General features: G+C 64.8%; 15 protein-coding genes. 3 read left to right on the top strand and 12 right to left on the bottom strand.

Translation table 11 applies throughout. From position 1 onward, the window contains the following. Positions 1–115: 115 nt before the first annotated feature. Together AOBCEHNH_RS01960 and AOBCEHNH_RS01965 are read right to left on the bottom strand one after the other, a co-directional pair. Positions 116–571: a NanQ anomerase/TabA/YiaL family protein gene (locus AOBCEHNH_RS01960; protein ID WP_152062935.1), complete on the bottom strand. Its 456-nt coding sequence runs from the start codon at positions 569–571 to the stop codon at positions 116–118. 180 nt (positions 572–751) lie between these two features. Continuing rightward, on the bottom strand, positions 752–1,873 hold the full coding sequence (locus tag AOBCEHNH_RS01965; protein WP_226803193.1) for a beta/alpha barrel domain-containing protein: 1,122 nt from the start codon (positions 1,871–1,873) through the stop codon (positions 752–754). A gap of 201 nt (positions 1,874–2,074) precedes the next feature. Here AOBCEHNH_RS01965 and AOBCEHNH_RS08075 point away from each other — a divergent pair, with 201 nt between their 5' ends. Then, a complete protein-coding gene (locus AOBCEHNH_RS08075; RefSeq protein WP_259322815.1) occupies positions 2,075–2,209 on the top strand; it encodes a hypothetical protein in 135 nt (44 codons plus the stop codon). Between the two features lie 89 nt (positions 2,210–2,298). Here the strand turns inward: AOBCEHNH_RS08075 and AOBCEHNH_RS01970 are convergent, their stop codons facing one another. From AOBCEHNH_RS01970 to AOBCEHNH_RS01990, 5 genes are all read right to left on the bottom strand, one after another. Further along, positions 2,299–3,270, bottom strand: coding sequence for an RsmB/NOP family class I SAM-dependent RNA methyltransferase (locus tag AOBCEHNH_RS01970; RefSeq protein WP_226803194.1), 972 nt, complete (start codon positions 3,268–3,270; stop codon positions 2,299–2,301). A gap of 89 nt (positions 3,271–3,359) precedes the next feature. After that, the gene (locus tag AOBCEHNH_RS01975) at positions 3,360–4,106 is read right to left on the bottom strand and encodes an energy-coupling factor transporter transmembrane component T family protein (RefSeq protein ID WP_152062937.1); all 747 of its coding nucleotides are present in this window, start codon (positions 4,104–4,106) and stop codon (positions 3,360–3,362) included. Then, complete coding sequence (locus AOBCEHNH_RS01980) at positions 4,099–5,859, bottom strand: ABC transporter ATP-binding protein (RefSeq protein WP_152062938.1); 1,761 nt, start codon at positions 5,857–5,859, stop codon at positions 4,099–4,101. The genes AOBCEHNH_RS01975 and AOBCEHNH_RS01980 overlap by 8 nt, the downstream gene beginning before the upstream one ends. Before the next feature lie 59 nt (positions 5,860–5,918). Beyond that, positions 5,919–6,494 (bottom strand): hypothetical protein, encoded by a 576-nt coding sequence (locus AOBCEHNH_RS01985; RefSeq protein ID WP_152062939.1) that lies wholly within the window; start codon positions 6,492–6,494, stop codon positions 5,919–5,921. A gap of 327 nt (positions 6,495–6,821) precedes the next feature. Further along, the gene (locus AOBCEHNH_RS01990; protein WP_152062940.1) at positions 6,822–7,733 is read right to left on the bottom strand and encodes a diacylglycerol/lipid kinase family protein; all 912 of its coding nucleotides are present in this window, start codon (positions 7,731–7,733) and stop codon (positions 6,822–6,824) included. A gap of 94 nt (positions 7,734–7,827) precedes the next feature. On the opposite strand from AOBCEHNH_RS01990, the gene rnd reads away from it, so the two are divergent. Further along, the gene (gene rnd / locus AOBCEHNH_RS01995; RefSeq protein ID WP_152062941.1) at positions 7,828–8,961 is read left to right on the top strand and encodes a ribonuclease D; all 1,134 of its coding nucleotides are present in this window, start codon (positions 7,828–7,830) and stop codon (positions 8,959–8,961) included. A 37-nt stretch (positions 8,962–8,998) separates the two neighbouring features. Further along, positions 8,999–9,766, top strand: a complete 768-nt coding sequence (locus AOBCEHNH_RS02000; protein WP_006722889.1) for a Cof-type HAD-IIB family hydrolase — start codon at positions 8,999–9,001, stop codon at positions 9,764–9,766. Here the strand turns inward: AOBCEHNH_RS02000 and AOBCEHNH_RS02005 are convergent. The 5 genes from AOBCEHNH_RS02005 to AOBCEHNH_RS02025 form a co-directional block, all read right to left on the bottom strand. Further along, a complete protein-coding gene (locus AOBCEHNH_RS02005; protein WP_152062942.1) occupies positions 9,763–10,179 on the bottom strand; it encodes a Fur family transcriptional regulator in 417 nt (138 codons plus the stop codon). The two genes, AOBCEHNH_RS02000 and AOBCEHNH_RS02005, sit on opposite strands and share 4 nt — an antisense overlap. Before the next feature lie 115 nt (positions 10,180–10,294). Continuing rightward, positions 10,295–10,714 carry an acylphosphatase gene (locus tag AOBCEHNH_RS02010; protein ID WP_152062943.1) on the bottom strand — a complete coding sequence of 140 codons (420 nt, stop codon included), beginning with the start codon at positions 10,712–10,714 and terminating at the stop codon, positions 10,295–10,297. Positions 10,715–10,718: 4 nt separating this feature from the next. Further along, on the bottom strand, positions 10,719–11,831 hold the full coding sequence (locus AOBCEHNH_RS02015; protein ID WP_152062944.1) for a Gfo/Idh/MocA family protein: 1,113 nt from the start codon (positions 11,829–11,831) through the stop codon (positions 10,719–10,721). 68 nt (positions 11,832–11,899) lie between these two features. Then, the gene (rnhA, locus tag AOBCEHNH_RS02020) at positions 11,900–12,388 is read right to left on the bottom strand and encodes a ribonuclease HI (protein ID WP_152062945.1); all 489 of its coding nucleotides are present in this window, start codon (positions 12,386–12,388) and stop codon (positions 11,900–11,902) included. Between the two features lie 64 nt (positions 12,389–12,452). Continuing rightward, a complete protein-coding gene (locus AOBCEHNH_RS02025; protein ID WP_006722884.1) occupies positions 12,453–13,253 on the bottom strand; it encodes a serine hydrolase in 801 nt (266 codons plus the stop codon). Between the last annotated feature and the right edge of the window lie 54 nt (positions 13,254–13,307).

Below are 13,307 nucleotides of genomic sequence, written 5' to 3' on the forward strand. Positions count from 1 at the left end.
GTCTTGGGTAAACGAATTGTAAGGTCAAGCACAAGAAGCATATGAATCCGCCCGTCGACATGACGTGTCGGCGGGCGGCATTTCAATTCCGGTGAACGGGCAGCCGACGTGTGGGCTAGGCGCGGACCTTCACGACGATCTTGCGGACATGGCACGGCTCGCCCAGGGCGCAACCGGGTTTGTGGGCGTCCTCGGGCGCGAAGATGGCGAGCTCGCCTGCGCGCAGCACGATGGAGGTAACAAGTTCGGGGGTCTTGAGCAGGCAGTAATCGTCCGCCTCGTCGTAGGCCTGGACAGTTTCGAGGCCCTCGCAGTCGGCGAACTGCAGGAGCTCTTCGCCGCTTGCCACGAACTGGACGTCGAAGTAGTCGCGATGCGCTTCGAGCTCCTTCTCGCAAGCGGGGACCGTATCGTACTCGAGCACGTTCGCATAGACGTCGTCGCCTTGAATCTCATTGCGGCCGAGCGGCAGAGACATGAGATCGGAGGAGGTGAGGAAGTCGTAGGCAGCGCGGAAGCGTTCTGCCAGGTAATCGTGAGATGCGGAGTTGGCGAGCTTGGTGACGAGCATGGCTGGTCCTTTCGTGAGATTATCCGGGCGTGCGCCCATGGTGCGGAGTATAGCATCTGGGCATGAAAAAGGCCCCGACCTGCCGACCATGCGGGTCGAGCTGGCCGGGGCCTTGTGCGATCGGGATATCGGACGGGCTCTGGTGGGGCCTGCCCAAGAGATCGGGGTGCCGGGCAAGCGTCAGTGGCGCCTACCCTTGAAGAAGAGCTGGGGGAAGGGACGCTGGCGCTTGGGGCCGCCGGTGGTTGCCTTGGCGATCAGCTCGTCGGGGATGGGCACGTCGGCGCGCGCGCTTTCAAGGGGATTGACATCTGCTGCGGCGACCGGGTCCATGATCGGCACCTCGGGTTTGACTTCGGCCTCGCGATAGCGGCGCATCATGTCGGCCTGGAGCTGCTGCGCCGAGGGCGGCGTCCAGATGACGGCGTTGGCGCCTGCCTGGACGGTCTCGCGAACGGACAGCGAGCTGCGACCGCCAGATGCGATGAGCGGGAGATTCGGGTAGATCTCGCGCAGCTCGCGCAGAACGGCAGGGGTGTCCTTGCCGGCGGCGACGTTCAGGATCTTGGCGCCGGCCTTCACCTTGGCATGCGCGACCGCATCGCAGCGCACCACCGTGGCGATGACGGGGATATCGATGACGGCGCAGATCTGCTCGATCATCTCGGGCGGAGCGGGGGAGTTGACGACAACGCCCGCGGCACCCTGCATCTCGGATACGGCCGCCAACTGCACGGAGCGCTTGCCGGTTGTGGTGCCGCCGCCAACGCCCACGAAGACGGGGGCCTCGGAGGCGGTGAGCAGGGCCTGCGTGATGGCGGGCTGCGCGGTGAAGGGATACACGGCGAAGATCGCATCGGCGTTTGAGTTGCGAATGACGGCGACGTCGGTGGTGTAGAGCAGCGACTTGATGCGACGCCCGAACAGCGTGAAGCCGCCGCACTCCTCAAGCTCATCGGGGACGCGGAGCGGGGCCTTGCGCAGACGGCCCTCGATGGGCGAGGGCTCCATGGGCAGTAGGCCGCCCGGCGTCACGGCGAGCTCGGGTTCGGCGAATTCGTCGGCAAGTTCGACTTCGGAGAAATCGATGGTCGCCTCGATCGACTCGGGGACCTCGGCGCTCACCGAGATGGGGTCGGTATCGGTGTCGCCGGGTTCGAGCTCGGTATGGTCGACGTTGCGCTCGATGGCCGGTATGGGGTTGGACGCGGCGGCGGAGCCGGTGCCCATTTGCGGTTCAACGGCATCGGGCCGCGGGTCGGGTACAGAGGCGCGCCCGGCGTCGGGAGTGGTGTTGGTCATGATGCCCCCTTGAGGGAAGGACGAATGTCGATTCATTGTACCCGCCCGTATGCTTTAGAGGACCAAGGGGCGTCACTCACGCGGTCTCCATGCCTTTGTGGTTCCTGCGCCATGGCGGCTATCGGGGTCGAATCTGGTATGCTGGGGCGGCGAGAGCAATTTGAGAGTGCGCATCCGCGCGCGAGAAGGGATGGTGCCGCCGTGGAGATGTTCGACATTTTGGCCCCGGTGCTCATGATCGCCGGCGCCATCGCCGTGGTGGCCCTGGTATACCTGCTGTTCGCCACCCTTAAGGACCGCAACGCCCGCAAGGGCGATGAGGAGCGCGAGCGATAGCCGTCGATTGGACGCTTGCATCCGTGTGAACGCCGGGACCCCCGCACCATTGACGCGGGGGTCCCGTTTCATGTTTGTCCAACGTGGCCTTATCGTCTGGTGCGAGGGGCCTGTTTTTGTATGACGGCGACGTAGAACCCCTCGTACAGCCTGGTCGGGGCGAGGGTCAGTGTTCCCTCGAGCGAGTTCGGGAGATTCATAATCGGCCATGCGAGCCCGCCCTCGTCGGCGTGCGCGATCGTGATGATGCGCTCTTCCGGATCGGACTGCCCGTCGTCGACGTTGCCCGCAAGGATCGGTACGACCTTGCAGTCGCGATGGCGCTTGAGGGCCGCACGCACCTGCTCGTCGTTTTCCTCGGGGAGAACCGAACAGGTGGAGTAGACGAGGGTGCCGCCGGGCTTCAAGACCGTGAGCGCTCGGTCCAGCAGTGCGCGCTGGGACTTGACCACCTTGTCGAGCAGTTGGGGCGTCATGCGCTTTTCCGCTCGTTCGTCACCCGTGCGATATGTGCCGGTTCCCGTGCAGGGCGCGTCGAGCAGGATCTGATCGAAGCTGAAGAACTCGTCGAGGCGACGCGCGTCCGTGCGCATGATGTTCACGTTTTGAGCGCCGAGCTTGTCGAGGTTGTACGCGAGTTTCTCGGCGCGAGGTGCGCTCATCTCGCAGGCGGTGAGGTGTGCGCCGTTGGCCGTGAGGGCGGCGATCTGGGAGGTTTTGCCGCCAGGGGCCGAACACATGTCGAGGATGTCGGCGCCCGTGAGCGGATCGAGGATGAGGGGCGGGAGCATGGAGGAGAGGCTCTGCAGGTACACGAGACCGTCGCGGTAGATGTCGAGGCCCCACACCTCGCGCTCTCGTGCGCCATCGAGTACGAAGGCGTCTTCGTACCAGGGCACGCGGGCATAACCGATGCCGGCAGCGTCGAGCGCCGCGGAGATCTGGTCGGAAGTTGCCTTGAGCGTGTTGGCGCGCAGGGTCACGGGGCGTTCGCGCGCGGCATCGAAGCCGTTGGCGAGAAGCTCGCGCGTGCGCTCGTCGAGACGGTCGGTCAACTGCATGGTTCCTCCTGGCAAAATCGGGCCGTCGCCCATCGCGGGCGGGTTCATTCGTCGTGCATCGCTATCTTAGCGCCTCGGTGCAGGTGCGCCTACAGGGTGAATCCGATTGCCACGAGCGCAAGGCAGCAGCCGAGGACGGCGATGTCTGTGGCGGTCATCGGATAGCGGCGATAGGAGCTGGCGCGCGTGCGCAGATAAAACCCGCGCTGCTCGGCCGCGAGCGCCGTCGCGTCGGTCTTTTGCACCGAGGTTACGAGCAGCGGGATGCACACGGGAATCATGAGGGCGAGTTTCTTGAACGGGTTGCCGGTGTCAAAGTGCACGCCGCGCGCGGTTTGAGCCTCCATGATGGCGTTCATCTCGCGCGTGAACACCGGGACGAATCGAAGGGCCGTGGTGAACGTGAACGCGTAGCGATAGGGGACGTGGAGGACCTCCACGCAGGCATTGGCCAGGTCCGTGAGCCTCGTCACGCTGAGCATGAGCACGAGCGGCAAGGCGACGCCGAACAGGCGAAGGCATGCGCGCAGCCCGCCGATCACGCCATCGACGGTCGCGAATGCGACGATATGCTCGCCCGTGGGGGTGAACGCGACCTGTAGGGTGAACATGACGACCACGATGGGCAGGAGCACTTTGAGCAGGCCCGTCAGGCGTCTTGCCACGCCGGCATAGGCGCCGATTGCCAGGGTGAGTGCGAGCAGGGCCGTGAGGGCGAAGGGGCTTTGCGTGAGAAAGGTCGCGGTGATGATCGCCGCTGCGATCGCGAGCTTCGTCACGGGGTTGAGACGGTGCAGCAGGCTCTTCCCGGGAGTGTAATCGATGACATCAAGCATGGGCCTTCAGCTCCTTGACGAGGGCGACGAGGTCGGCGACTTCGGTTATGTGGGCGAACGAGGGGTGGAAACGGGCTGCCAGGCGCTTGCCGAGCGCGGGCACGCACGGCGCTGCGATGCGTGCATGGGCGAGCAGCGCGTCGTTTGCGAATACCTCGCGGGAGGGGCCGACTTCGATCAGCCTGCCCTCCGTCATGACGGCGAGGGTGTCGGCGAAATCGCTCACGACCTCCATGTCGTGGCAGACCATGACGACGGCGGCGCCGTCGAGGGCGCGCTGGCGGACCGTCTCCATGACGGTCATACATTCGCGGTAGTCAAGCCCGCTCGTGGGCTCATCAAGGATGATGAGCTCGGGTTCGAGGGCCACGACGCTTGCGAGCGCGACCATCTGACGTTGGCCGCGGGAGAGGTTGAAGGGGGAGGCGTTTTCGGGCAGGCCGAAGGTGGCCGCGACGCGACGTGCCCTCTCCCGTGCGGCATCGGCGGGTGCGCCTTGGAGCTCGAGGCCGAAGGAGATTTCCTCGACGACGGTATTGCGGCATAGCTGGCGGTCCGGATTTTGGAAGAGGGCCGCGGCGTGCGATGCGAGCGCGCTCACCGGAGTCGTGCGGGTGTCGAGCCCGGCGATGCGCACCACGCCGGCGCTTGGCTTGATCAGGCCGTTCAACAATTTGGTGAAGGTCGTTTTGCCGGCGCCGTTCTGGCCGACGACGGCGAGAATCTCGCCGGCGCGCACGGTGAGATTGATTCCCTCGATGCCCGCCTGCCCCGTTCCGTAGGAATACGCTGCTCCGGCGACGTCGACGATGATCGGACGCTCATCGACTGTGTTGCGTGCATCCGGTCGATCGCCCAGGGTGCGGGGCACGATGGGCGAACTCTCGGATAACCCGGGGGCGAGGATGCCCGCGACGAGGGATTCGGCGCCGTCGAGCGTGAGTGCGGGGGAGTCGTTTGGCGCGAGCCCGGCTTCGGCGAGGCTGTTGGAGATGCGGACGGTTCTCGGGGTGTCGACGCCGATGGCTCGCAGGGTCTCCCCGCGGGAGAAAACGTCGGTCGGCGTACCGTCGAGTGCGATGCGGCCCTGATCGATCACGACGACGCGGTCACAATACTCGGCGAGCAGCGCGACCGTCTGCTCGATGAGGATGACGGTCATCCCCGTCAGCTCCTTGGCGCGTCGGAGTACCTCGAACACATCGCGCGCGCTCGCGGGATCGAGCGCGGAGGTGGGTTCGTCCATGACGATAACGCGGGGCGTCATGGCGAGGATGGCGGCGATGGCGACCTTTTGCTTCTGCCCGCCGGAAAGCGTCGCGATTTCGCGATGGCGCAGGTCGGCGATGCCCACGGCGTCGAGGGCCGATGCGATGCGCCCCTCGATCTCGCGGTGGTCGATGCCGAAGTTCTCAAGGCCGAACAACAGCTCGTCCTCCACGACGGAGGCCACCATCTGAGCGTCGATGTCTTGGAGGACTGAGCCGACGACCTTGGCTATATCGGTGAGGGGCGCCTCGCAGGTGTCGAGTCCCGCCACGAGTGTGGAGCCAAACAGGCGGCCCCGATAATGGTGGGGGATGGCGCCGGTGATGGCGCTCGCCAGCGTCGACTTTCCGGCACCCGAGGGGCCGATCAGGCCGACGAAGGTGCCCTCTTCGACGGAGAGGTCGATGTCCTTGAGGGCGTAGGCGCCGTCAGCGGCGGTGCCGTAGGAGAACGAGACGCACTCCATTTCTATGATCGCGCTCATAGGGCTCCTTTCTCGGTGCTCGGCATCTGGAGATGCCGAGTGGGACGGATGCGGCTGCGTCACTCGTTCAGACCGAGCGATTGTTTGACGGGCTGATAGAGCGCACCGACGAGAATCGCGCTGAAGACCGCCGTGACCGTTACGACCGGAGTCATCACGGCGGCCAGCTCGCCGGCGAAGCCCATGAGCGCCATCTTGACCACCATGAAGATCATTCCGGAGAGGAATGTGGTGATGAAGGTGCCGACCACGGGCACCAGGTTGCGCGCGGGCGTGCGCGCGCCGACGTTCACGATCGACGCCATGGCGACGGCGGCGATGCCTTCGGCGACGAAGTCGATGCCGGGGGAGCTGGTGGTGATTTGGATGACCGCGGCCGAGATGAGTCCGATCACGAGGGCCTGCGGGATGGTGGGGCGAATGACCAGGATCGCGAGGCAGAAGGCGGAGACGATGAATTCGGGGGCGATGGCTCCGCCGGAGACCGCGGAGATGGCCTTGCCTGCCGTGAAGTTGAGGATGAAGCCGGCGGCGAGCAGGACGGCAAGCAAGACGAGGCTTTGGATGTCGAGGCCGCGTCGCTCGTCGATGGCGACGGTGCGGGGTCGGCCACTGGGTTGGAACGGGGTGGTCATGGGAGGTTCCTTTCGCGAACTGGGGCGCTTGCGTTCAGGGGGGCAAAGGCGGTGGACGGGGCCTCGGCATGAAAAAAGGCCCCCGGTCAAACCGGAGGCCTCGTGTTACCTGGATGGTATATGGGTATGAGGACTCACCGTCGACCGGCCGAAGACGCGTCATGCCACCACCAGTTGTTGAGGGAGACGAACGTGATCTGCTTCATGATGATGGCTCCTTTCGCGCTATCGGAGGTCGAAACGTTGGTTAGGGACTATAGCACAGTGCAGTGCGGGTGCAACGGGGCGGGCGATACGTTTCGGTGCCGTTACGCGCGCCGCGATACGCTAGAGCTTGGCGAAGTCGTCGACGATGAGGTCGAGGCAGGCGGGAAGGACGCGGGCGCCGAACTCGCCGGTGTTGTTGTGTATGAGCTCCCCGTCGAATTCCATGCCGAGGGAGGGCGTGCAGGTGATGCGCGCCTCCTTGGCTTGGAAGAGGGTGAACTGCGGCCGACCCAGGCCCTTGCCTGCGGGATCGAGGACGCCGGCGAGCAGGGTGGGGAGCAGCTCGACGGTTTTGGCGGGCTGGATCACGGCGATATCGATGAACCCGTCGTCCATGCGGCAATCGGGGAACAGGTTGATATCGTTTTGGATGAGCGAGGTGTTGCCCACCATGCAGCCGATGCCGTCGAGCTCGTCGACCTCCCCGTCGTGCTCGATGGTGAAGTGCGCGACGGTGGGGGCGGGGTTGGCGAGCGCCGAGAGGAAGTAGGCGATTTCGCCCATGTCTCCCTTGGCGGGCTCGGCCTTGTGCATGATGTCGGCATCGAAGCCGGTGCCCGCGATGATGATGAAACCGTGGCGCTGGACGCTGCCGTCCTCCGCCTTCCAGAACAGCTCTCCCATGTCGGCCGTCTTGGTTCGGCCCTCGCGGCAGGCCTTGGCCAGCGCGGCGGGTTCGGGCGCGTTGCCGATGTTGTTGAAGAACAGGTTCGCGGTTCCGGAGGGAAAGACGAGCGTGGGGACGTGGCTATCGCGGATATGATCGAGCACGTTGGACACGGTGCCGTCCCCGCCGGAGACCACGACGCGGTCGAACGCGCTCACGTCCTCCGCGGCCTGATGAGGCTCCATGCCGTCGCCGATGAAGCGCAGGCATACCTCATCGCCGGCCTCGGACAGAGCGCGCGCGAAGTCGAAAATCCCGTCTGAGCGGGGGCCGGAGGCGGGGTTGTGGATGATGAGGCAACGCATGGCGAGTTCCCTGTTCATGAAAAGGCGGGTATAGTTACAAGATGACGTAATCCTACCCGTGTCGCACGCGGGTTTTCCCGTACCGGGGAGACGAATGTACATCTCCACAAATGAGGACCTGACCGCCTTCTGCAAGCGCGCCCGTGCTTTTTCGGCCATCGCCATCGACACGGAGTTCCTGCGGGAGAAGACCTATCACGCCAAGCTGTGCTTGGTGCAGGTCGCCACGCCGGATGAGTGCGTGGTCATCGACCCCCTCGCGATCGACGATCTGGGGCCGCTCGCCGAGCTCATGACCGACGTCGACACGCTCAAGGTGTTCCATGCCTGCTCGCAAGATATGGAGGTGCTCTGCCACGCGCTCGGCTCCGTGCCCGCGCCGATCTTCGATACGCAGGTGGCGGCGGGGTTCCTCGGTGAGCGTGCGCAGTGCTCCTACCACAACCTCGTGAGCACGTTCTGCGGCGTCTCCCTGCCCAAGACCGAATCGTTGACGGACTGGTCGCGGCGTCCGCTGAGCCCCAAGCAGATCGAGTACGCCCTTGACGATGTGCGCTATCTCATCGATGCGTATCGCGTCATCGAGTCCAAGCTGCATTCGCTCGGTCGCACGGCCTGGGTGCGCGACGAGATTCGCCCCCTTGCCGACCCTGCCCATTATCGCAGCGATCCCCGCGCCGCGTTCAAGCGCGTGAAGCGCGTGAACGCCTGCACGCGCCGTCAGCTCGCTGTTGCCCGTGAGCTCGCCTCTTGGCGCGAGCAACGGGCGGAGACGCGCGATATCCCGCGCAAATGGGTCATGTCCGACGAAGTCCTGCTGGCGCTGTGCAAACGCGCGCCGCAGACCGTCGAGGACTTCCGCGCGGTGCGCGGGACCGAGCAGCTGAGTGCCCGCGATGTCGAGGTCGCTCTCGACGCAATCGCTCGCGGTCGCCGCTGCCCGCAGGAGAACCTGCCCTCGATCGGTCGCGCCCATCGCGCGCCGGCGCCCGAGCTCGAGAGCGTCATCGACCTCATGTACGCGCTGATCCGCCTCGTTTCCGAGCGCTCCGGCGTCGCAACCTCGTTGATTGTCTCGCGTGACGGCCTGCTCGACTACATCGAGCATCCCGAGCGCAGCCCCCTGCGCGAAGGTTGGCGCTTCGAGTTGGTCGGCACCCTCATGGACGACCTGCTTCAGGGCAATATCGGCCTCACCGTCAAGGACGGGGCCCTCGAGATCTTGTAATGGCGCCCGTGCGCCCCGAACCGCATGGGAGGATCTGATGATCAAGGCGGCGTTTTTCGATATCGACGGCACGCTCGTCGGCTTCAAGACGCACCGTGTGCCCGAGAGCGCATGGCGCGCCATCGAGCTCATGCGTGCGAAGGGCATCAAGGTGTGCATCGCCAGCGGCCGTTCGCTCATGGAGATGCACGAGGAGCTCAAAACGGGCTTCGACGCATATGTGACCATGAACGGCCAACTGTGCTTCGACGATGAAGGGGTGTTTCGCGATGCCCACATCGACGACCGCGACGTGCGCGTGATAGTCGAGCAGGCCCGCGAAGGGCTCTATGACCTGTATGTGATGCAGGGGAGCCGTTCGTTTGTGAACAATCTCGGCGACCGCGTGATCGAGCTCGGTCGCCAGGTGGGGCTCGATTATTCGCTCGGCGACCTCGATTGGGCCTACGAGCTTCCGGTCTACCAGTTCAACGTGTTCGGCGGGCCCGATGTCGAGCAGGTGTTCCTTTCCAAAACCGAGCATGTCGTGGCAACGCGCTGGAACGACCTGTTCTGCGACGTGGTCCCTGCGAAGGGTGGCAAGGACTACGGCGTGCGCGCCGCTCTCGAACGCTTCGGCATCGCGCCCGAGGAGGCCATCGCGTTCGGCGATGGCGAGAACGACCTCGGCATGTTTGAGGTCGTGGGCACGAGCATCGCCATGGGAAACGCGTGGGATGGCGTGAAGGAGCGTGCCAGCTTCGTCACCACCGATGTGGATGACGACGGCATCTGGAACGCCTGCAGAAAGCTGGGGCTCGTCTAGCTTTGGGCTGCGTGCTGGCAGGCCGGGCAGGTGCCTTCGAAAAACAAACTGTGACAGACTTGCGCATAGGATGATTCTTCGGCTGCCCGTGCGTCGAGCGCCTGGTCGTGGGGCAGGGCGATGTCCGCCACGGCGCCGCATGCTCGGCACACGACATGGGCGTGGCCGTCGCAGCGCCAATCGAAGCGGGAGGTCCCCGGGGCCTTCACCGTGGTGATGATTCCCGCCTCGGTGAGAAGATTGAGGTTGCGGTAAACGGTGCCTCGGCTCACGCGGCCGTCGGTTTCGCGGACTTGGAGATAGATCTCCTCGGCCGTGGGGTGGTCGCAGCGCGAACGCACGGCATCGAGCACGAGTTGGCGCTGACGCGTGTTGCGGCGTGTGACGGGCTGGTCGGGTGCCGATGTGCTCATGGTTTCTCCGTTCGTTACTAACTGAGTAACATTTGAGCAGAAGGTGAGCAGCATGGCAAGGAGCGCACGCCAATTTCCGTAAATGATTCCTTATGAGGGTCGTTTCAGCGCACGGTCAGAAGCGGACCTCGAAGTCGCTCTCCCCCTCGACGCGGGGAAGTTCGTCGAAGGATTCGAGCCAGATGCGGCTTCCGAAGCGCCTGTAGTACGCATGCAGGCGCTCGAGGTGCGCGGCAACCGACTTGGCGGCGCCCTGGGTCTCCATATCGACCGTTCCATCGGGCAGGTTGCGCACCCATCCGGTGAGGTTACGATCACGGGCGAGCTCCTGGTTGGTCCAGCGGAACCCGACCCCTTGGACCGAACCGCTGAACAGCAGGGCGAGCCGGACGGCTCCTTCTGTCGAGGAGAGTTTGGAGATGAGCTCGGCCTCGCAGGGGCTTATGCGTCCCGATCGTTCGACATCTTCTTCCGGAATGCCGGATTCCCGCTCGAACTGACGGGCGTGCTCCATCATGCGTTCGAAAATGCCCATGGTGCTAGCTCTCGCACGCGGCCGTGGTCTCGCGGTCGGCGGGGAAGCTCACGCCCGTCTGGCGACGCGCCTCGTCCATGATGTCGAGGGAGGCGAGGGTCACGTCGCGGAAGTGGGCGACATTGCCGAAAGTGCCGCAGGGGACTTGGGTGCAGTCGCCGCCTATGCGTATCTCTTCAACAGACTGAACGAAGTCCGCGAGCTCATGTTGCATGGTGTTTTCGAACCTGGGGAGGTCGATGTCGCGGCCGACGGTCTGGGCCGAGGAATAGCCGACGGAATCCGCCTGCCGCGCGGCATGGGAGCGCAACTCGACGCGTATGGCGGAAGGTGCGGAGATCCCGTGCACGGTGAGGGTGCCGAGCTCGCCCTCGATCTGGCTGTCGGAGAGGTCGTTCGTGGTCTTGGAATGTGCGAGGACGGCGGTCATGCCGGGGTAGGAGGCGAGGATGACGCCCGACCCGTCGATCGGACCGTGCGTGAGTTCTCGGGTGTCCTCGTCGAGCAGCGCGGCGGAGGCGAGTACGCGTTCGGGCGCGCCGAACAGCTCGACGAGGGGCTCGACGCAGTAGACGCCGATGTCCATGAGGGAGCCTGACGCCATGGCGCAGTCGAAGATGTTGGTATGGCGTCCCGCCAAAATCTCATCGTGGCGGGAGGAGTACTTGCCGAAGCGAAGGGTGGCGCGGCGGATGGCGCCGATTTGGGGCAGGGCCTCCTTGATGGCGTGGAAGGCGGGGTCGTGCAAGGGACGCATCGCCTCGAGCGCGACGACGCCCGTCTCGCGAGCCGCCTCGAATACCTCGACGGCCTCTCGTCGGTTGGCGCAGAAGGGCTTCTCGACAAGGACGTGCTTGCCACCCGCGATGCAGGCGAGCGCCTGGTCGTGATGGAGCGCGTTAGGGCTGCCGATGTAGACCGCGTCGACCCCATCGCTTGCGGCGAGCTCATCGAGCGAGGTGAAGGGGGTCGTCCCCCCATGCTCGGATGTGAAGGCCGCGGCTCTCTCGCGATCGCGCGAGAGGGTGCCGACAAAGACGGCGCCCTCCACGTTCGCCAGGGCGTCGAGCATGGACGCGGTGATGCCGCTCGTTCCGATGGTCGCGATGCGAATCATATCGCTGCCTCTCAATCTGTCCCCGATTTGTCGGGGACGTCCTTCTCGTCAAGTGGTGTGCCGGCCGGTCAGTCGGACTCGCCCTCGATGAACCCGGTGTCGCACGCGCGGCCCTCGCCATCCGCCGCCGCCGTGGCGAGCTGGTCGCAGCGCTCGTTGAACTCGTGTCCGGCGTGGCCCTTCACCCAGTGAAAGGTCACGTCGTGGGGTTCCTTGGCGGCGAGCAGTCGCTTCCAAAGGTCGACGTTCTTGACGGGCTTCTTCTGCGAGGTCTTCCACCCTCGGCGGATCCAGCTCTCGACCCAGTGCTGGTTGAATGCGTTGCAGACGTACTGGGAGTCCGAGTGGACCTCGACCTCGCAGGGGCGGTTGAGCGCCTCGAGTGCCGAGATGACCCCTAGCAGCTCCATGCGGTTGTTGGTGGTGCGGTCGTAACCGCGGGAGAGCTCAAGCGTGTGCAGCTTGCCCGAGGGGGCGGTGTACCTGAGGACTGCTCCGTAGCCACCCGGTCCCGGGTTGCCACGAGATGAGCCGTCGGTGTAGACGATGACCTTCACATGGTTCCTTTCGATTTGGCTGGGGCCATTATAGGGTTGACGTTCTGTCTGCGGGGCGCACGGCCTACGCCTCGGACAGCCTTGCGTTGGCGAGGGAGACGAGCGGCCTCATGACGCTCTCGATGCTCTTGAAGTCTGAACCGCGATTGGTCGCGACGGCGATGGCGTAGCTTCCCTGCGGCGTATTGACCACGCCTCCGTCGAACGTGACGTTGTAACGCGCCTCGCCCGAAAACCATCCCGCCTTCGACCATGTGGAGGCTTGGTCGATGCCCGCGATATCGTCGACGCGTGAGTTGAGCGTGTCGCCGAGCATGTCGCGCAGCCATTGGGCACAGGGGTCGTCGGTCGCAAGCCAATCGGCGCAGACGCGCCAGATGTTCGCGAGATCGCGAACGCTGTAATCGCAGTACCAATGCGTAAGATCGCACGGTGCTCCCGCCTGGGCGGAGAGTTCGCCAAAGAACGATTGACCGTACAGACGTTCGCGAAGCGTCCGATAGGCCTCGTTGTCCGAGTTGACGATGGTCGAGGTGATGAGGCCGCCGTAGTTCGTCCGTGCCGCGTCGCCTTGGGCGCGTACGAGGCTGATGCAGAACGGCGCCTTGATGGTGCTCGCGCTGTAGTATGCCCGATCGGCGTTGTGCTCGATGGTCTGGCCGTTTTCGAGGTTGAGAACGATGTAGCTGATATCGGCTCCCGCTTCCTCGACGGCCGCCACGGCAGCGTCGAGCTCGGACTTTGCCTGCCCGTCGGCTTGCTCGAGCGTTGTAGTCTCGGGGTCGGGGGCATCTTCGGCCTCGGTGTCTTGCACGATGACCATCGTCGAATGATCGGCGGTGCCCGAGACCTGTGACCCGATCATGGGGGTCGATGCTGCGCACCCGCCAAGTGCGATGATAACGAGGGACAGGGCCGC

Origin of the sequence: Collinsella intestinalis, from assembly GCF_902501455.1 — a bacterium.
GTDB lineage: Bacteria > Actinomycetota > Coriobacteriia > Coriobacteriales > Coriobacteriaceae > Collinsella > Collinsella intestinalis.